We start from the raw sequence: 19,680 nt of genomic DNA on the forward strand, positions 1-19,680 counted from the left end.
CTGATTATTAATCGACTCTATTATAGAGGCTGCCCGCCAGGAAAGGCAGGCGCATTTTCAACCAGAGCGACCAACCAGACAAAAAAAGTGAGGCCGAAGCCTCACTTATCTCATTGATTTTAAAATCAATAGCTACAGACAGACTTCCAGCTGCCATCGGTTGCCTTGGGCTCGCTGCTGGTCCACCAGTTTGCTTGCCACACCACCTTGTTATGGGTAATGCGATCGCCGCCATTGGCATGATCCCCCTGCGGCCAGCTCGGATAGGCCTTGTAGGCCGCCGGATTGACGTTCTGGCTGCTGCAGCTGGTGCCCGGATTCTCGCCGCCACCCGAACCCAGCACGGCCTCCGGCAGGGTCGGGAACTCTGCCTTGAGACCAATGGTCTGGCTGCCACTGGTGATGCGCATACCGCTCGGCACGCCAGCGGCGGGCAGGTAGTAAGTCATGGCGACTTCAATCTCGGCCCCTGGCGCCAGAGTCTGCCAGCCCGGCAGGTTCATGGCGACCTTGTGGAAATCCTTCTCATTGGCAATACCTTCCGAGTTGTCGTTGCCACCGCTCTCCACCACTTTCAGGCCCATGCCACTCTGATCCGTGATGGTATCAGAGGTGGAGGTGGGCACCAGAAACTCGATGCGCGCGCCGCCCGGAATGGTCTGGGTCGACTTGTTGACCAGCTTGAGTTTCGGGTTGATCGGGTAGTTGGAGTCCCCTTCCTTGAAGCCGGAGAGGCTGACCTGGATGTCGAGCTGGGCGCTCGGCGCGGCCAGATCGTTTTGCTTGGTGTTGTACGGAGTTGCCTTGGCAAACTTCTCGTAAGCCAGGGTGGTCAGGGTGCTGCCCATGCCGTACTCGTTCTTGGCCGGATCGAAGGCGTAGTCACCCGCCATCTCCCAGAACATCACGCCACCCAGGCCGCGCTTGATGATGTAGTCCAGCTTGTGGCCCATGGACTCTTCATCTTCGGTTGAGAGGAACACCTTCTTCTCTTCATTCCACAGCCAGGGCGCGTGGGCCTTGTCATCGTAGTAACGCACATACTTGCCCTGCATCACGTGAGCCGGATTGTTGGGATCCAGACCCCAGGCAGTGCCATAGCTCGGCAGCGTGGTGATGCCGAGGCTGGCTGCATGCTCCAGGTTCTTGGCATGCCACATGGGCACGGCGCCACCGCCGATCTCTTTGCCGTTCTTGTCGAGATCATGCCAGATGTTGTCGATGCCGGCCGCCCCGTTGCCGCACGGAATAGTGCTGCCACCTGTGCCCGGCTGGCACTCGTTCTGGCTCGGCAGGGCTGCCTTGCCACCCAGCCCGTGACTGCCACCGCTCACCCCCTGCCAACCGCGGGTGTAATAGGGCACGCCAACGTTGATCTTGCCAGCCGCCAGCGCACCGCGGAAGTAGTGGGCAGACCAGGCCGCGTTGAGGTAACCGATACCGCCAAACTGGGTCTGGGTATAGACGCCCCAATGGGAGAGCTCGGGGTCGGCATTGTTGTCGAACAGGGCAGCGTTGTGACCGACAAAGTGGTTCCAGGCACCGTGGAAGTCATAGGTCATCAGGTTGACGTAATCGAGGTACTGGGTGACCTGGAAGTTCTCCATCCCGCGCAGCAGATAGGCAGAAGCCGGTGAGGCGATGGTCAGCATATACTTGCGGCCATCTTCGTTACCGGCGTTGTCGAGCCGCGCCCGCAAGGTCTTCATCAGCACCTCGTAATTGGCAAACAGCTTGGCCCGGCACTGGTTGGAGAGCGGGAAATCGTTGGGATTGCCCGCATCCTTCATCGAGGTGGGGTATTCGTAGTCGATATCGACCCCATCAAAGCCGTACTGGCGGATAAAAGTCACCGCCGAGTCAGCCAGGGTGTTGATGCCGGCAGTATTGACCGAGCAGTCGCCCTTGGTGGTGGCAGTGTAGAAGCCGCGGGTATCGGCCCAACCCCCGACCGAGATGAGGGTCTTCACGTCCGGATACTGCTTCTTGTACTTCGACAGCAGGTTGAAGTGGCCCTTGTAGGCGAATTCAGGATCCATCTCGGCACCCGGCACGCCATCCCAGGTCATCTTGGTGGCTGCATCGTCCACCTTGATGGTGTGGCTCTGCTCATCCACCGCCGCGAAGGCGTAGTTGATGTGGGTGATCTTGTTCCATGGAATATCGCTCACCAGATAGGCGGGCAAGCCGTTCTTGCCGGTGCGCCAGGAGGTGAAGTAGCCGATGACCCGGCGGGCATGGTCATCCCCCATGCACTCGTAACCATCCGGGCGATAGATCTGGCGAATGTCACAAGAGAGGTTGCCACCGGTGGGCGGCAGCGCGGCCTCCTCGACATTGACGGTCACCGCCGCCGACTCGCCGCTCAGATTGGTCTTGTCAGTGGCCAACAGCTTGAGGGCGGCACTGCCTTTGACATCCGGCGTCCAGTTCACCTGCCAGGGGACAGTGGTATCTTCGCCCACCTTCTTGCCGTCGACATAGAGCTCGACTTTGGCCACATCGTTGTTGGCATCTGTGACGTTGCCGCTCACCGCCACACTGCGACCCAGGGTCACCTTGGCGCCATTGGCCGGGCTGCTGATGCTCGCCTTGGGCGCCTCTGGCGCCACCACGGCGGCGACGTTGAAGCTCGAATCCGCTTCGCTCAGCACCTTGCCATCTTTATCCAGCGCCCGTGCCTTGAGGGTATGGGCCCCCACTCCGGCGGCGCTCCAGCTGGCACTCCAGGGCGAGGCGCTCGCCGTGGCGACCAGCTTGCCGTCGACAAGATATTCCACCCGGGCCAAGGCCGTTACCGGGCCGCTCAGGCTCACCGCCAGCGCCACGCTGGTACCTTCGTTGAAGCTGGAACCGGCAGCCGGTGAGCTGATGGCTACGCCGAGTGCAGGAGGAGGCACCTCGCCACCATAGGGCTTCCAGGCATCTGCCCAGACCACCCCGACACCCGGCTCATAGTGATAGGGGGATGCCCCGCACCAGCCTGAATAGGGAAATTCTTTGCACTCGTAGAGGGCACCGACGTTGCTGACGATATCGCCAGCCTTGTAGGCAGTACCGGATTTATAGGCGGGATAAGCGGCCTGAGCCCAGGCGGGCGCAGCCGCAAGGGCGACCAGCATGGCAAGCCTGCTGGGTCTGAAGAGCTGTTGCATATTGTTATCTTCCTTGTTTTGTCTTGGCATTGGTCACCAAGGCAAAGAACAATCGCAACCTGCATGATGGGCGCAGACAACTGACAATGGACCTGCCACACAAACCACCCCTCACCCAGGGAAACCCCGCTATCTGGATCCACGATCGAGACCGGAAGCATTGCGCCCCGACATCACTGCCGGTTTGCCCTTTACCTGGGTTCCGTGAGGAACGAACCCAGTATAGGAAGACGACAAGATCCCCTCAATCTTTATTCTCAAAGAGAATTATCCCCTGCCACGAAAGCGTCATGATCACAGGGTTAAAATTGATTGAATTATCAAAAAAATCATATCGTTACTGGGATCATAAAAACGCTTTCCCGCACCTTCCCAGATTCATTTAATGTGCGTTGGCTCACTGGTATGACATGCCAGAAATGTGACAATGCGCGCCCTTGGTCAACGAGCCAAGGCTATGGAATCACTGGCAAAAATAAAAAAGGAACACCTATGAAAGGTACTCGTACCCTGCTGTCGCTGGCCGTGGGGCTGGCACTTGCATCCTCAGGCGCCCATGCGGCATTTGTCTGCCCGTCCGATCCGGCTCAACTCACCCCCATCCCGACCATTCAGGGCACAGGCTCCGCCAGCGCGCTGGCCACCCAGACCGTGACCGACAAGAACGGCAATGTGACCGGTAAAATCAGCACGGGCACCTTCAACGTTCGCGGTATCGTGACGACGCTTGGCCAAAGTCTGACCAAGGGTTTCTATCTGACCGACCCGGTGGGCGATGGCAATCCGGCCACCTCTGATGGCATCTTTGTCTATCTGAACGACAAGGACTTCGCGACCAAATATAAAGACGTCAAACCGGGGAGCGAAGTCTGTCTGGAAGCACAGGTGCAAGAATTTTACGGCGGCACCCAGCTGACCCCGTTAGTCGACAAGGCCACCAAAAAAGCCCACTTGCAAGTCACCGCACAAGGGCTGAATGTGCCGACCAGCGTACTGCTGGTCAATGAAGGGGAGACGCTGGCGCAAGCGCTCAATCGCCACGAAGGGATGCGGGTACGTCTCGACAGCAGCAGTGACCTGCACCTGACCCGCAACTACGGCTTCGACTACAAGGTCTATCGCAACAACGTAGAGTTGGCCCACAAAACCCCGCTGATCAAACCGACCCAACTTCATGTTGCCAGCAGTGCGGACGCTGTCGCACTGGCCACCAAAAATGGCAGCAACCGTCTGGTAGTTGAGTCTGATTACAAAGCACCCGATGGCGTACTGCCCTGGTTCCCGAGCTGGGATGCCGATCAGGGATATCTGCGCATCGGTGATCAACTGACCGGGCTGGAGGGGGTAATCGTCTATAACAAGGATGCCTTCCGTCTGGTGGTACCGAGCGATATCACCCTGACTGCCGGTGCTCTGCTGCGCAGTCCTGAAGAGGATCGTCAAGACGCGCCGGCTCGCCTCGCTGGCAGCGATCTGCGGATCGGCAGCTTCAACGTACTCAACTACTTCACCAGTCACTCCAGCATTGGCGGCGCACTCAATATCCTGTGCAAGGATCAGGCGGATGCCGACAACGCCAAAGGTTGCAACCGGGGTGCCAAGAGCCAGCCCGAGTTCGAGAAGCAGCGCACCAAGATCGTCAATGCCATTACCGCAATGGATGCCGATCTGCTCGGCCTGATGGAGATGGAGAACAACGGCTTCGAGGATAACTCGGCCCTCCACAATCTGGTGACCCGCCTCAACGAACAGCAGAAGGATGCGAGCAAACACTACGCCTATGTGCGTCTGCCGGTCACTGCCCTTACCGATGGCAAGTTCTTCGGCGGCGACGCCATCATGGTGGCGATGATCTACCGTCCTGCCCTGCTCACCCCCAGCGGAGATGCCAGCGTCATCAAGCTGCCGGAGCAGCGCTACACCACTGGTGGTGTGGCCAAGACTGCCGGTCAGCGCGATTCTCTGGTTCAGACCTTCACCCTCGCCAAGAGCAAGGAGCCTCTGACGCTGGTGGTCAACCACCTCAAATCCAAGGGGTCAGGCTGCTACGAAAATGGCGATGGCAAGACAGAACCGGCCGACCTGCAGGGCAAGTGCACCGAGTTCCGGGTCTCTGCCGCCAAGGTGCTGGGTGAGGCAGTCGGCAAACTGCCGGGCCAGGTGCTGCTGGTGGGCGACTTCAACTCCTACGCCAAGGAAGATCCGATCCGGGTACTGACCGACTACAACCCGGTCACCAGCGAGCGGAAGATCGTATCGGCCTCCCACACCTTTATCGGTGAGCAGTCCTATGAACAGCTCGGTCGTGAAGTGACTCGCAGCTACGGCCTGATCGATCTCAACGTCAAATTCAACAAGGAGAAAGCCATCTCCTACAGCTACGACGGGGAGCTGGGCACTCTGGACTATGCCCTCGCCAACCCGGCGCTGGCCAGCAAGGTGGCAGGTGTCGCCGACTGGCACATCAACTCCTTCGAGAGCTCCCTGTTCGAATACGGCAGCCAGTACACCGGCTCCCTGCTCAAGTCTGACAACCCCTTCAGTGCCTCCGACCATGATCCCATCATCGTCGACCTGAGACTGGAGAGCGATGCCACCAAACCGGACACCTCCTCAGGCGGTGGTGCACTGGGACTCGGCCTGCTGGCCCTGTTGCCGCTGGCCTGGCGACGTCGCCGTTAATCACAGGCGCATCTGAATAGTGCAAGCAAAGCCCGCGAGTCTCGCGGGCTTTTTCATTCAGGTCATTGGATTTACAAATGAAAGGCGCGGACGTATGGAGAAAATAAATGATGGAGAAAACAAAAGGCCACCGCGATGCGGTGGCCTTTTGCTTCTTGTAACAAGAATTTGGTGGAGCTACGCGGGATCGAACCGCGGACCTCTTGCATGCCATGCAAGCGCTCTCCCAGCTGAGCTATAACCCCGATTTGTGTGAATGACCGGCAGTCACTCTGAATTTGGTGGAGCTACGCGGGATCGAACCGCGGACCTCTTGCATGCCATGCAAGCGCTCTCCCAGCTGAGCTATAACCCCAAATTCGGTACTGAACGAATGGTTCTGGCGGCCATTCATCCTAAATAATGGTGGAGCTACGCGGGATCGAACCGCGGACCTCTTGCATGCCATGCAAGCGCTCTCCCAGCTGAGCTATAACCCCACAAAGGTCGGCTTGGGTGATACACACCACACTGCCCTGGGTATTCAATACAACAATCAGGAATCTGGTGGAGCTACGCGGGATCGAACCGCGGACCTCTTGCATGCCATGCAAGCGCTCTCCCAGCTGAGCTATAACCCCTTTGATTCCAGATTGTTCGAGGATAATTTGGTGGAGCTACGCGGGATCGAACCGCGGACCTCTTGCATGCCATGCAAGCGCTCTCCCAGCTGAGCTATAACCCCAACTCACCTCGGCGCTGACGAAGTTATCTCCGGCAACGGAGGCGCATGATAGGCATCACCCGCTTTGCTGTCAACCCTAAAATAACCGCGACTGATTCGTTTAGTCAAAATTGCAGCAGTTCGCTGTTTTTACCAGCAAGGCGCGTGCTATCTCTCTGTTTTATGTCATAAATCGGCTCAAGCACCTATAAAGGAGAGGCCGTGCAGCGAGCCTCTTTCCCCGTGCAACCCCCCCCGCTCTCAGGCCTCTTGTGCTGGCTGATCATCAGCTTCTCCCCCGTCACCTCGGGAAAGCCTTTCCATAAAGGGCATTGCATTTGAAAACCCTTTCCATGATTTTTGTAAATTTACAACACAGAAAGTTGATCTGTCTCACAAATGACCATAGGATCAAACCGTGACCCAGGTCACACACCATAACCATAAATGACAGAGCGATGAGGTAAACCATGTTTGAGAATCTGGCAGTCCTGTTCCACCTGCGCGGTGCAACTACCAAGAACGGCGTTGTAGAGAAAGATGCCTATGCCCCCTCCACCCGTGAATACTACTTCCGCTACGGCAAGTAATTGCTGAAAGCCTTTCACGGAAAATGTAATAAAAAAACAACACACATCATCACACAGCCCTCTCGAGGCGCTGTCCTGTCCGGGCCAGATGTTCCACGGCCAAACCTGAACGCCACCAAACAAGAATGGGGCCCGCAGGCCCCATCTTTTATTGCTCCAGACTGTGATTACACCAGATAGTGCGCTGGCTAATCGGTAAGCCTTGTAACCCTGAAACGGCTCAGAGCTTGATCCAGGCATCGGCCCAGGCCGTACCCTTGCCCGGCTCATAGGCCCAGGCGGCACCGGCACACCAGCCGGTGTAGGGATGCGGTTTGCACTCGTAGCTGACACCGCCATTGCTGACCCGCTCGCCCGCCTTGTAGGGAGTCCCCTCTTTATAGGCCGGATAGTCAGGCGGCGTTATGCCCCCCTCCTCTCCTTTCACCAGCAGGCTATGGGTGGTGCTGCGGCTCAGATTACCTTCATCTGTGACCGTCAGTTTGATATCCAGCCTGGTATCGCTGGCCGGCGTGGGCAGAGTCAACTCCAGAGTGACCTGATCCAGTGCCGGGGCTGAAGCACCAGCCGGGATAGTCCAGGCATAGGAGAGCGGCTTGCCTTCCGGATCGCTGGAGTGCTGGCCAGAGAGGGTCACCTTGCTGCCACCTTCGGCCTGCGCCGGGCCAGTGATATTGGCCACTGGCGGCAGGTTGGTGCCACCGCCGTTATCCTCGATCACCACCTCCGGATAGAAGTGCTGAACGCAGCGGCTGTAATCCCCTGCCTTGAAGGCGCTGAAGCGGGTCTGGTAGCCCACCAGCTTGCACGCATAGCTCTTGCCACCGTTGGGGTTCTCTGCCACATAGCTCCAGTCCTGCTCCCAATAGATGGGCAAGGCACCGGCGCCATTGTCGTCAAACACCTTCATGTTCTTGCAACCCAGCACCTCGTCGGATGGCACCGCCACTCCGAGGTAGTTGGCAAACTCGCGGTAATAGTTGATGCGGTTCTGGGACTGGGCGTGCTCGACCGGGCCGCCGCACTCCACCCCGCCATTGATGATCTGGGTGGTGACTCCGAAGCCCGGCACCAGACCGTTCTGCTTGTCATGGTCATTCGGCTGCCAGGTACCATCGATGACATGGAGCATGGAGGGCTTGGGCGGCTGCGGATAGGTATAGAAGAACACCGCACTGGCCAGGTTCAGCCAGGTGTCGGCCACCAGATCGGGGCGGTCGAGCAGGGTGCGTACCGTGCCGAACATCGCCTCGGAGAAGGGGCCGTAGTTGTAGTTGTAGGAGAGCTGTTTGGCGCCGCGGCCAAAGTAGCTCTTGAACTCGCCATTGTCGAACGTACCGCACGGCCACTGCTGACCCTGCCACACATCGGGACGGCACTCGGCGTTGTAACCGCCGCGCATGGTCTCATTCCATCCCATCTCGCGCACATAGACCAGCGCCTGACGCCACTCGGCTTCCGGGCGCCAGTTTTCATGGCCGCCAGTCTCTTGGGCGAAGTGGGCGAACATGGTCGCCAGGGTCTTGCGGCAGATGGCATCGGCATCGCGGCCATCGCTATAGTCGCTGCACAGGGCCGGGAACTTGGCCGCCGCCTGCAACAGGCCGCGATAGGTGTACTCGGGGGCGCGCAGCGGGAACAGGTAGTTGAACTGGCTCTCGCTCAGCAGGGTTTCGACCCGCTTGACGTTGCCCGGGTTGTCGGCACGGCCCGGCTGCACCGCCTCGACCACCAGATTGTCCCGGGTAGCGATGGAAGCCTTGACCGCTTCCATCGCCGGGAAGTCGGTCAGCGCCTTCTCTTTGGCATCCAGCTCGGCCTGACTCATATAGACGGGGGTAGTGCTGCCATCCGGCGGAGTTGGCGTCGGCGGATTGGGCTTGTCATCGCCACCGGTATCCGGCGGGGTCACTTCCCCTTCGCCGATCAGCTTCCACGGGGTATCCCACTCATTGGCGGCCGCCATGCCCGGAGTCTGACCCGGGTTGACCCACCACTTGGCCTCAAAAACCTGGCCGTTGTAATTGACCTGGCTGCCGCCCGGGTAGGATTTGTTGATGTCGTATGCCTCGGCCGCCCACAGGTGGCCGCTCAGCATCAAGCCGGCAAGCAGAAGGGATATGCGATTTTTTTTCATTATTGTTGCTCTCTATGGTTTTGTGGCAAAAGGCAGAGCCCGCCTGAACAGGCTCCGCCATCTTCATCATGGACTCAACCTAGGGGCAGCTTGCCGCCCCGACATCCAGCCAGACATTGTGCTTGCCCGGCTCGTTGCCTTGAGTCCACCACTTGGCCTGCCACTGACGGCCATTGTGGTTGGTCAGCTCCCCACCGTTGTAGGCAACGGTAGCGCTCCAGCCCAGATCAACCTGACTCGCCAGCGCCCACTGATCGGCGGCGCGGCTCGGCTCATTGCCCTGAGTCCAGTACTTGGCACGCCATACCAGCTGGTTGTGGCTCACCTTGTCACCGCCGTTGTAGACCTTGCTGGCCTGCCATGCGGGAACATTGGCCGCTTCCGGATCTGTGGTGTTGCAAGAGCCGTCGACCACGGGCGCCAGCGTCAGCACGACGCGCCCTTCGCTCTGATGTACCCCGTCCGAGACGCTCACACTCAGCTCATGCTGCTCGCTGGTAGTGACTGCCGGCGCTAGCAGACGCAGGTTGGCACTGGTCTCGCCTTCCGCCTGCCAGCCTGCCGGGAAGTGCCAGCGGTAGCTGAGCGCATCCCCCTCGGGATCCCTCGCCTCGGCAGTGATGGTCAGCCACTCACCGCCGATGCCGCCGAGCTGCGCCGGTACGGTCACCACCGGAGGCTGGTTCTCCACCACGCCCTGCTCCAGCGGCCGCCCATTGACGGTAAAGGAGAGCGCCTGCTGCGGTGGCAGCAAGCTCTGCTGTACCAGTGTCTGGCCACGGCACTGGATAGTGGCACGACCGGGCTCGCTGGCGGTGGGCAAGTTGATGTGGAACTTGTTCATGACGCTGCTGGCCGCCCGGTGATTGGCCAGCCTGAAGCGCTGCAGACCATCGCGGGTCTCCACCTGCAACTGGCAGTCATTGCCGGACAGGGTGCTGCTGTCATCCGGGTAGGTGAAGCCATAGGCGCCGTGCAGTGCCGGATAGATGTAGCTGCGCAGGGCTCCTTGCGGATCGTAATAGCCCACCAAAGTGGTCACCGGCACGCCGAACTGCTCGGGCTTGCGCGCAACCTTGGTATCGATGGGGGAGACCTCCACCCAGCTCTGGCCATCCGAGGTGAAGCTCTTCTTGAAGCCCCGGTTCACCACAATTTCCTTGCCGTTGATAAAGAGGTGGCTGTTGTAACTGGCCCCGTGATCGATAGTCAGACTGCGCCCACGGTTGTCCGCAGAGGCAACCGGCACCCGGATATCACGGGTCCAGCGACCATCCCACATGGCGACCCTGACCAAGCCGTAGTCCGCCAGCAGAGCGCTCAGTCCGGCCTCGCTCAGGGCATCCATGGGGGCATCGACCTTCTCGATCCCCTCGATTGTGTGCTGATAGGGCTCCATCCTGGCCGTCGCACTGTTCCACTTGCTAAAGCCGGTGGCCGAGTTGGCATCGAACACCGCCTTGCTCTCCAGAAAACGCTGGATAATGGCGGCCGAATTGGGGGTATAGAGGGTGAAACGGTTGGCGCCGGAGAGAGGGCGGCCGCCTGCCATCGCATCGTGGCCAAACTTGCGGCCATCGAACGGTGGCTGGCACTGGCCATCCAGACAGGCATCCTCATTAGTGCGGGTCGGTGAGAAGTTGGGGATGAAACGGTGTTTGTCACTGTCCCAGCCCCAGCTGGAGTTGAGCTGATCGGCACTGCGATGAACCGAGCCGCGGAAACCATCCACATAGTGGCCAAGGCCGAAGTTGTGGCCCACCTCGTGGCTGAACTCGTTGCCCAGCGAATCATCCAGCGTGACGATGCCACCGCCACCGGAACCTCCGTGCACCTGAACTCCATTGGCATACTTGCCGCGACTGTTGTGCGCCGTCAGCTGGGCCGCCACAAAGGGATGGCTTCCCTCCCCTTCACCGGCACTGCTGTTGATGCCGTAGTTGGCATTGTCGATGCCGTGGGAGATAAGCTCTTTGCCGATGCGCTGGCGCATGGTGCCGCCATGCCAGCCCCCTTCGCTCGGGTCAAAGTCGGTCAGCAGGGTACCGTTGGGCAGCATCACCTCAGGCAGGGAGAGCGGTGCATACTGACTGACAATCATCCGGCTGGCCGGAATGGTCTGGAAGTATTCGCGATGGGCCTCCTTGTCATTGGCAAAGGCAAAGCGATCCCGTGGTGTGGTGAGCATGCCAATGTCGATGGTGTGCAGCAGCAGTTCGCCGGGGGCGCCGACCTTGATGTCACGCAGTTCACCACTGAGATTACCCTGACGAACGGAGAGGTTCAGTCCGGGCTGGATCCACTCGGCAGGCAGCTCGCCGCTCCAGGTATCCGCTGCATAGGTGATGCGGTTGTTCTCCAGCTCCCCCTCGCGGAACCACTGCCCGTTGGCAAACTTGAACTGCAGGGTCTGGCCACGGGAGACGGTCACCTGTCGCTCACCATAAAAGGCCGTGGAGTTATAACCGGCGCTGGAGCGGATCCGCACCATCTTCCCCTCCAGCTCCGTGCTCACGGGCAGGTAGATATCCCGAACCCAGCGGCCGTCGGCGGTCTGGATCTCCACCAGCGCGCGACCAGTCAACCGATCCTTGAGAAAGGCGCCGCTCTTGTCGCTCAGTTTGGCCAAATCAGCACTGCTGCTGATGACGGCAGTGGTGCCGCTCTCCGGGATGAAACTCACTCCGCCTTCTGGAGCCCCCGCGAGGTGGTAAACCGTCTCTGGCAGCGCCGATGGGGGCGACAAGGTCAGGGTGCCAAGCAGCGTGCCACTGCCGTCACGGGCCTCCACCGTCATCGGGGTCACCCCGTCGGCCTGGAGCGGTTTCACCAGTAGCAGGCTCTTGCGCAGGCTGGTCAGGATGGGTTGGCGATCCCCCTCTTTGGGATGGGACGGCAGGATCTGGCTCTGGGCAAACTGCACGCTGGCAGCCAGGCTACCCGCCAGATCGCTTTGCGGTGTCGTGTCATTGAATATCAGGGACGAGGTGGTGGCAGACAGGGGGCCCGCCGCCAGGGTTGCCATGATGAGGGCAGCGATTCTGGTCACATTTGTGGTCATTGTCGGGTTCTCGTTCATATTGCTATCGGGAATGAGGGGCATGTCGCCATACCCCGTCATCGGTGAGGAGGCCTCAGTTACAGCTTGCTGCCCCGATATCCAGCCAGACATCGTGCTTGCCCGGCTCATTGCCTTGAGTCCACCACTTGGCCTTCCACTGACGGCCGTTGTGGTTGGTGAGATCCCCGCCGTTGTAGGCAACGGCAGCGTTCCAACCCAGATCAACCTGACTCACCAGCGCCCACTGATCGGCGGCTCGGCTCGGCTCATTACCCTGAGTCCAGTACTTGGCCTGCCATACCAGCTGGTTGTGGCTCACCTTGTCACCACCGTTATAGACCTTGCTGGCCTGCCATGCGGGAACGTTGGCCGCTTCCGGATCTGTGGTGCTGCAAGAGCCCCCCTCACCACCTTCGTTGATTGGCGTGACGGTGAGACGGGTGGCCGCGTTGGCATCGAGTGCGCCATCGGAGACGGTCACAGAGAGGTCATAACCGGTTTCGACATCCACCGCCGGGCCGGTGACCACCAGAGTGGCGCTGTTCTGGCCGGTCGCCGTGATACCGGCAGGCACTTGCCATTGATAGATCAGCTCGTCGTCGTTGGGGTCGGATGCCTTGGCAGTGATGCTCACTTGCTTGCCCTCTTCCACCTTGACGCTGGCGGGCAGAGTGACCACTGGTGGCAGGTTGGGCTGTGGCGCCTTGTTGGTCACCACCACCTCATCCCTAGCGGTCAGTTGATGGTCATCGGTCACCGTCAGCTCGAACACCAGATTGATGTCGGTTGCCACGGCATCCAGTACTACACGGGCCTTGGCCTGAGTGGCATCTAGCAGGGCTGCCTGCGGGCCGGAGACCTGCTTCCAGCTATAGGTGAGGGTGCCATTTTCCGGGTCGTGGGAGGCGGAGCCGTTCAGCGTCACCTCGGTCGGGCCGGTGACACTCAGATCGCTGCCCGCGTTGGCCACTGGCGGCTTGTTGGCTGGCGGGGTAACCCCTTCACCGTGACCGAGGCCTTCATGCATGGCGTTGAGGATGTCACCGTTGTCGGCATCGATCTCCCAGGAGAAGAGCCCGCCCAGCTTGTTGGCCAGCACGTATTGGCCTTTCGCCTTGACCGAGCGCTCGTCGTCATAGGTGATCAGCTCGCCGGTGGAGGGCTTGAACAGGGTGGCTGCTTCGGCAGTCTCGTCGTAGTTGTACTCCCAGCCTGCGCCCATATGGCTGTTGACGATGTGGCGATAATCCAGCACGCCATCTTCCCAGGTGCCCTTGATCTTGCCGGTGGCGGTGCCGGTGAAGGGATCGTTGCCCTGATAGCCGCTCACCCCTTTCCAGCCGCGACCGTAGGCGGCGGCACCGATCACCAGCTTCCCGGAGTCGACCCCTTGCGCCAGCAGCTGCTGCACCGCTGCATCAGTGTTGTAGCGCTTGTTGGCCGAGCCGTTGGTGGCCTGATAGAGGTTGGCCTGATGACCCAGGGAGGTATTGCTCCAGGCACCGTTGTAGTCGTAACTCATCACGAAGAGGTGGTCCATGTACTGCTGGGCAGCCTTGTAATCCACATCCTCAATCTTGTCGTAACCGGCACCGATGGCGGAGGTGAGCTGATAGGTGCGACCGGTCTCGGCCTCCAGCTCGTCGAGCATGGCGCGCAGATCCTTCATGATCAGCACATAGGTTTCACCATCTTTGGTCTTGTCCCCCAGATTGGGGTTAGCGCCGTCGCCGCCCGGGAACTCATAGTCGATGTCGACACCGTCGAAGAACTTCCAGGTCTGCAGGAACTCCTTGACCGAGGCGACGAACACGTCACGCTTGGCCTTGTCATGCATGAAGAAGAAGGGGTCGGAGAGGGTCCAGCCACCGACGGAGGGGAGGATCTTCAGGTCCGGATAGGCCTGCTTGAGGGCCATCAGGTTACCGAAGTTGCCCTTGTAGGGCTCATCCCAGGCGACCAGTGACCCCTGCCCTTTTTGCAGCGCGGCCCAGGGATCGTGAATGGCGACCTGGAAATCCTTGCGCCCGGTACAGGCACGTTGCAGCGCCTGGAAGCTGCCAGAAATCTCTTTGAGGCTGTCGTTGAGGCCATCACCGCCACAGATCGGGGTGAAGCCATAGAGGATATGGGTCAGGTTCTGGGCTGGCAGCTTGTCCACGGTGAAGTTGCGATCATAGACCCCCCACTCCACATAGTAGGTGCCGACCACCTTGCCGGATTTGTTGACGTAAGGCTTGTTGTGCTCCTGCAGGGCAGGCTTGAGCGGCGCAAGGTGGCTGCCATCGGTATCGGCGACCACGATCTCCTTGGCATCAGACAGGGTACAGCCGTCGCCGTTGCACAGCGCGACCTGCATCTGATAGCGGCCCCCCTTGTGCACCTTGAAGGTGGCAGTGCCAGCGGCGGAAGCGGGACCGGACCAGACTTCCTTGCCATCCAGCAGCACCTTGGCACTCTGGCCGATATCGCCGTTCCAGAGATTCCAGGTGACGGTCACATCGGCGCCATCCTTCACCTTGACCAGCTCGTTATAAGCGGTCGCGGACTGGCTGACTTCGACGATGACAAACTTGGTGGGGCCCCAACCGATAGCGGGTTTGCCGGGAGCTGCCGCATAAGCGGCGGAGGAGGCGAGCAGGGTACCGACCATCATGGCCAGCAGTGCGGGTTTTGGACTTAGCATATTGCTTTCCTTTTCGTTTCGTTATGGGAAAAACGAAAGGGCAACGCAACACGACAGGTGACACAAAAACGACCACCCCTTGGCAAAGGCAGCCTGCATACTACTGTGGTGGCCCCGCTATCCTAAGTCGTCTTGACCCTTAGACCGGAAGCTTTGCGTCCCGACTTTTCAATCGGTTTGCCCTTGTCACAACGTTATTTCTGGCGATAAATGATCGCAAAATAATCGCCGATTGACTGTAGGGAAATTCTGATAAGTAAGCAAATCGGACCATTGCCAGCCCACCGGTTTCCAACCCCGATAATTACCTACTTTCAAGAAATTAATGTTTAAAAAACAGCCGGATATGCAGACCTAATCACATCACCTCCAACCAGATACCTCACACCATTTTTTTGATCTACATCACACCAAATTGAGAAAAATCAATGAGTAAGAACAATATGCGACAAAAGACCCATCTGTATCGCAACTAATGAATTTATAATCGCCGCTTTGCATGGCCAGCAGGTGTCTTCATGCCCAGCGAACTGCCCTCACGCACCCGGTTATCCAGATACGACAAATTTGTTCGTTTGACGATTTATGCCTTGCCACTGGCCGGGATGATCTGGCTTATCAACAGCCTCAATGGCTGGCAAAGGGCGCCGCTTGCCAGCACCTTGCTAGTCCAGAGCTACCTTATCTGCACCTTCTGGCTCTATCGCCACTACCGCTACCATCTGCACCGCCAGTGGCAGCATCTGAGTGAGGCGCTCAAGATCAACGAAACCACCGCCGAACTGGCCCGCAACTCGGCGCAATACCAGACCGAAGAGGCCTTTCTGGAGGATCTGCTCAGACGAGCCGTAATGTTGATCCCGGGAGCCGAGATGGGCTGCCTGATCAAGCTGCTGCCGGGCACAGGCATGTTGAGATATGAAGCGGCCATCGGCATGGATCTGGTGAAACTGCGGCGGATCAATCTGCCGCTGGAGCACACCTTTCAGTACAAGCTGACTCAGGGGCGCTGCAACAAAACACTGCTGATCAACGACCTGTCGAAGATAAATGCCACCATGCCCCTGTCCGAACAGGACAGAGAGCTGCTGGTCAACTGCACCGACCTGCCCATCCAGGCCACGCTGGCGACCCCGATCCATATCGATGGTCAGCTCTACGGCATGATCAATATGGACAGCAGCAAACGTCATGCCTTTACCCGCTACGACAGCCACCTGATGGCGATCCTGGCGCGGGATATTCGCCACGCCATCACCATCTATCAGCAGTCCCGCCGCATCTATCAGCTGGCCAATACCGACCAGCTGACCGGGCTCGCCAATCGCCAGCAATTCGAACTCGCTCTGCAGGGGCAGCCGGAAGGCACCCTGCTGCTGATCGACATGGATAATCTCAAACAGCTCAATGACAGCAGTGGCCATTTGGCCGGTGATCAGGCCCTGCGCCTTATCGCTGCAGGGATACGCCAGCACTTTGGTCAGGGGGTGATTGCCGCCCGCTTCGGCGGGGATGAGTTTGTACTGCTCACTACTCTGACACCGACCGAGCTGCGACAGGCGATGGCTGGGCTGACGACCATGCTGGCCAGCGCCTCCCCCACTATCTCGTGCAGCATGGGGATGGCCCCCTATCGCGGCGACTTTGCCGCTGCGTTTGCCAGAGCCGATGCCGACATGTACCAACACAAGCGGCACCACAAAGAGCAACGTGCGGCACAGATGCCAGCTATCGGGGAGAGCATTAATCACTAGGCAGGAGTGAGCACTTTGCTGGGACACGAGAGAAGCTGGGGGAAACCGGTTGGCAGACCCGCCAGAATGTGGCGAAGCGGGGAGGAAAAACGGGGCATGACCGGCATGCCCCGCCACCATTCAATGCTTATTTACAGCTGGCGGCTCCCACATCCTGCCAGACGTCGTGTTTGCCAGGCTCATTGCCCTTGGTCCAGTACTGCGCCTTCCACTGACGGCCATTATGGGTGGTGAGCTCGCCACCGTTGTAGGCCACATTGGCATCCCAACCCAGTTGCACCTTGCTCACCAGCAGCCACTGATCCGCGGTGCGGCTCGGCTCGTTGCCCTGGGTCCAGTACTTGGCCTGCCACACCAGCTGGTTGTGGCTCACCTTGTCGCCGCTGTTATAGGTGCTTGCCGCTTTCCAGACTGGCCAGTTGGCCGCATCCGGATCGGTCGCCGTGCAACCACCGCCGCTGCTGGCCGGTGTGACCGTCAGACGGGTTGCCGCACTGGCATCCAGCCCGCCGTCGGAGACAGTGACGCTCAGGTCATAGCCGGTGTCGCTGGTTACGCTCGGGCCGGTGACCACCAGAGTGGCGCTGTTCTGACCCGTTGCGGTGATGCCTGCCGGCACACTCCACTGATAAGTCAACGGATCACCGTTCGGATCGGAGGCTGTCGCCTTGATGGTCACCTGCTTGCCCGCCTCCACAGAGGCCGTGGCAGGTACACTCACCACCGGCGCCAGATTGGCCTGCGGCGCCTTGTTGGTGACAACAACCTGATCCTTGGCACTCAACTGCTGGTCATCGGTCACTGTCAGCTCGAACACCAGATTGATGTCGGCGGACACGGCATCCAGCACCACGCGGGCCTTGGCCTGAGTGGCATCGAGCAAGCCAGCCTGCGGCCCGGAGATCTGCTTCCAGCTGTAGCTGAGCGCGCTGTTTTCCGGATCGTGGGAGGCCGACCCATCCAGCGTCACCTCGGTCGGGCCGGTCACCTTGAGGTCACTGCCTGCATTGGCCAATGGCGGCTTGTTGGCTGGTGGAGTCGTCCCCTCGCCGTGGCCCAGCCCCTCGTGCATGGCGTTGAGGATGTCGCCGTTGTCGGCATCGATCTCCCAGGAGAAGAGGCCACCCAGCTTGTTGGCCAGCACATACTGCCCCTTGGCCTTGACCGAGCGCTCGTTGTCATAGGTGATGAGATCGCCGGTCGCCGCCTTGAACAGATAGGGCGCCTCGGCCACCTCGTCGTAGCCCTTCTCCCAGCCCGCCCCCATCCGGTTGTTGACGATGTCGCGGTAATCCACCACCCCGTCCTCCCAGGTGCCTTTCACCTTGCCGGTCGCCTTGCCGGTGAAGGGGTTGTTGCCCTGATATCCGCTTACCCCGGTCCAGCCACGGCCATACATGGCGGCACCGACCACCAGTTTGCCCGGTTCAACCCCCTGCGCCAGCAGCTGATTCACCGCCTTGTCGGTGGTGTACTTGGTATCGGGGTCCCAGCTCGCCGCATAGAGGTTGGTCTGGTGGCCCAGCTCGGTGTTGCTCCATGCGCCGTTGTAGTCATAGGTCATCATAAAGATGTGGTCCATGTAGGGCTGGGCCGCCTTGTAGTCCACATCCTGGATCTTGTCGCCCCCCGCGCCAATGGCCGAGGTGAGCTCATACTGGCGACCGGTCTCGGCCTCCAGCTCGTCGAGCATGGCCCGCAGCTCCTTCATCATGGCCACATAGGTGGCACCATCACTCGGGCTACCCAGTTTCGGGTTGGCCCCCTGTCCGCCCGGGTACTCCCAGTCGATGTCCACACCGTCGAAGAACTTCCAGGTCTGCAGGAACTCTTTCACCGAGCCGACAAACACGTCACGCTTGGTTTTGTCACCGAGGAAATAGAAGGGATCGGAGAGGGTCCAGCCGCCGACCGAGGGGAGGATCTTGAGGTTCGGATAGGCCTGCTTGAGCGCCATCAGGGCGCCAAAGTTGCCCTTGTAGGGCTCGTCATGGGCAGTGAGGTTGCCTTGCGGCATCTGGATGGCGGCCCAGGGATCGTGCATCGCCACCTTGAAGTCGGCGCGACCGGCACACGCCCGCTGCAGCGCCTGGAAGCTCCCTTCGATCTCCTTGAGGCTGTCGTTGAGGCCATCCCCGCCGCAGATGGGGGTGAAACCATAGAGGATATGGGTCAGGTTCTGGGCCGGGATCTTGTCGACCGTAAACTTGCGGCCATAGACGCCCCACTCCACATAGTAAGTCCCCACCACCTTGCCGGACTTGTTGGCGTAGGGCTTGTTGTTCTCCTGCAGCGGCGCCTTGAGTGGCGCCAGATGGCTGCCGTCGGTATCGGCAACCACGATCTCCTTGGCATCAGAGAGGGTACAGCCATCGGCGTTGCACAGCGCCACCTGCATCTGGTAGCGCCCCCCTTTCTTCACCTTGAATTTGGCGCTGCCCGCCGCGGCCGAGGGGCCGGACCACACCTCCTGACCATTGAGCAGCACCTTGGCACTCTGGCCCAGATCGCCGCTCCAGAGGTTCCAGTTCACCTCCACATCGGCGGCATCCTTTACCTTGACCAGATTGTTGTAGGCAGTGGCCGCCTGATCGACTTCAACGATGGAAAACTTGGTGGGGCCCCATCCGATGGTCGGCTTGCCGGGCGCCGCAGCATAAGCGGACGAGGCGCAGCACAGACCGACCGCAAGGGCCAGCATGGTAGGCTTTGGACTTAGCATTTTTATATTTCCCTATTTCGTTATGTTGGCAACGAAAAGGGCTACGCCCTGACAGGTAACGCAGACGGCAGTGCAGCCTCTTGGCAAAGGTGCACAACAACCTGTGGTGGCCCCGCTATCTCAAGTACGGCTCATCCCTGGACCGGAAGCTTTGCGTCCCGATCTTGCGATCGGTTTGCCCTTCGGTTAC

7 protein-coding genes, 5 tRNA genes and 3 riboswitches are annotated in these 19,680 nt (G+C 59.7%); of the genes, 2 read left to right on the plus strand and 10 right to left on the minus strand.

The genetic code is table 11. From position 1 onward, the window contains the following. Positions 1 to 125: 125 nt before the first annotated feature. A complete protein-coding gene (locus tag I6L47_RS09060) occupies positions 126 to 3,122 on the minus strand; it encodes a glycosyl hydrolase family 18 protein (RefSeq protein ID WP_216949334.1) in 2,997 nt (998 codons plus the stop codon). 149 nt (positions 3,123 to 3,271) lie between these two features. Beyond that, positions 3,272 to 3,354, minus strand: a riboswitch (cyclic di-GMP riboswitch). 293 nt (positions 3,355 to 3,647) lie between these two features. On the opposite strand from I6L47_RS09060, the gene I6L47_RS09065 reads away from it, so the two are divergent. Beyond that, on the plus strand, positions 3,648 to 5,837 hold the full coding sequence (locus tag I6L47_RS09065; protein WP_216949139.1) for an ExeM/NucH family extracellular endonuclease: 2,190 nt from the start codon (positions 3,648 to 3,650) through the stop codon (positions 5,835 to 5,837). A gap of 169 nt (positions 5,838 to 6,006) precedes the next feature. Here I6L47_RS09065 and I6L47_RS09070 read toward each other — a convergent pair. From I6L47_RS09070 to I6L47_RS09105, 8 genes are all read right to left on the minus strand, one after another. Continuing rightward, positions 6,007 to 6,082: transfer RNA gene (locus I6L47_RS09070), tRNA-Ala, on the minus strand. Positions 6,083 to 6,116: 34 nt separating this feature from the next. After that, positions 6,117 to 6,192: transfer RNA gene (locus tag I6L47_RS09075), tRNA-Ala, on the minus strand. A 48-nt stretch (positions 6,193 to 6,240) separates the two neighbouring features. Further along, positions 6,241 to 6,316: transfer RNA gene (locus I6L47_RS09080), tRNA-Ala, on the minus strand. Positions 6,317 to 6,381: 65 nt separating this feature from the next. Continuing rightward, positions 6,382 to 6,457, minus strand: a tRNA-Ala gene (locus I6L47_RS09085). Between the two features lie 28 nt (positions 6,458 to 6,485). Next, positions 6,486 to 6,561: transfer RNA gene (locus I6L47_RS09090), tRNA-Ala, on the minus strand. Positions 6,562 to 7,350: 789 nt separating this feature from the next. Beyond that, the gene (locus I6L47_RS09095) at positions 7,351 to 9,267 is read right to left on the minus strand and encodes a glycoside hydrolase family 19 protein (RefSeq protein ID WP_216949140.1); all 1,917 of its coding nucleotides are present in this window, start codon (positions 9,265 to 9,267) and stop codon (positions 7,351 to 7,353) included. Between the two features lie 79 nt (positions 9,268 to 9,346). Then, positions 9,347 to 12,328, minus strand: coding sequence for a M66 family metalloprotease (locus I6L47_RS09100; protein ID WP_302056629.1), 2,982 nt, complete (start codon positions 12,326 to 12,328; stop codon positions 9,347 to 9,349). Positions 12,329 to 12,401: 73 nt separating this feature from the next. Next, positions 12,402 to 15,014 (minus strand): glycosyl hydrolase family 18 protein, encoded by a 2,613-nt coding sequence (locus I6L47_RS09105; protein WP_216949141.1) that lies wholly within the window; start codon positions 15,012 to 15,014, stop codon positions 12,402 to 12,404. A gap of 104 nt (positions 15,015 to 15,118) precedes the next feature. Continuing rightward, a riboswitch (cyclic di-GMP riboswitch) is annotated at positions 15,119 to 15,206 on the minus strand. A gap of 326 nt (positions 15,207 to 15,532) precedes the next feature. On the opposite strand from I6L47_RS09105, the gene I6L47_RS09110 reads away from it, so the two are divergent. Then, positions 15,533 to 16,768: a sensor domain-containing diguanylate cyclase gene (locus I6L47_RS09110; protein WP_216949142.1), complete on the plus strand. Its 1,236-nt coding sequence runs from the start codon at positions 15,533 to 15,535 to the stop codon at positions 16,766 to 16,768. Between the two features lie 127 nt (positions 16,769 to 16,895). Here I6L47_RS09110 and I6L47_RS09115 read toward each other — a convergent pair whose 3' ends face one another. After that, positions 16,896 to 19,490, minus strand: coding sequence for a glycosyl hydrolase family 18 protein (locus I6L47_RS09115; protein WP_216949144.1), 2,595 nt, complete (start codon positions 19,488 to 19,490; stop codon positions 16,896 to 16,898). A gap of 102 nt (positions 19,491 to 19,592) precedes the next feature. Next, positions 19,593 to 19,680: riboswitch (cyclic di-GMP riboswitch) on the minus strand.

Source organism: Aeromonas sp. FDAARGOS 1417 (genome assembly GCF_019046985.1).
Lineage (GTDB): Bacteria > Pseudomonadota > Gammaproteobacteria > Enterobacterales > Aeromonadaceae > Aeromonas > Aeromonas veronii.

What these genes read in the sequence shown, in the direction of transcription:
- I6L47_RS09110 (WP_216949142.1), top strand. Translation starts at nt 15,533, where the DNA reads ATGCCCAGCGAACTGCCCTCACGCACCCGGTTATCCAGATACGACAAA.
- I6L47_RS09105 (WP_216949141.1), bottom strand. Translation starts at nt 15,014, where the DNA reads ATGCTAAGTCCAAAACCCGCACTGCTGGCCATGATGGTCGGTACCCTG.
- I6L47_RS09060 (WP_216949334.1), bottom strand. Translation starts at nt 3,122, where the DNA reads ATGCTGGTCGCCCTTGCGGCTGCGCCCGCCTGGGCTCAGGCCGCTTAT.
- I6L47_RS09095 (WP_216949140.1), bottom strand. Translation starts at nt 9,267, where the DNA reads ATGAAAAAAAATCGCATATCCCTTCTGCTTGCCGGCTTGATGCTGAGC.
- I6L47_RS09115 (WP_216949144.1), bottom strand. Translation starts at nt 19,490, where the DNA reads ATGCTAAGTCCAAAGCCTACCATGCTGGCCCTTGCGGTCGGTCTGTGC.
- I6L47_RS09065 (WP_216949139.1), top strand. Translation starts at nt 3,648, where the DNA reads ATGAAAGGTACTCGTACCCTGCTGTCGCTGGCCGTGGGGCTGGCACTT.
- I6L47_RS09100 (WP_302056629.1), bottom strand. Translation starts at nt 12,328, where the DNA reads ATGACCACAAATGTGACCAGAATCGCTGCCCTCATCATGGCAACCCTG.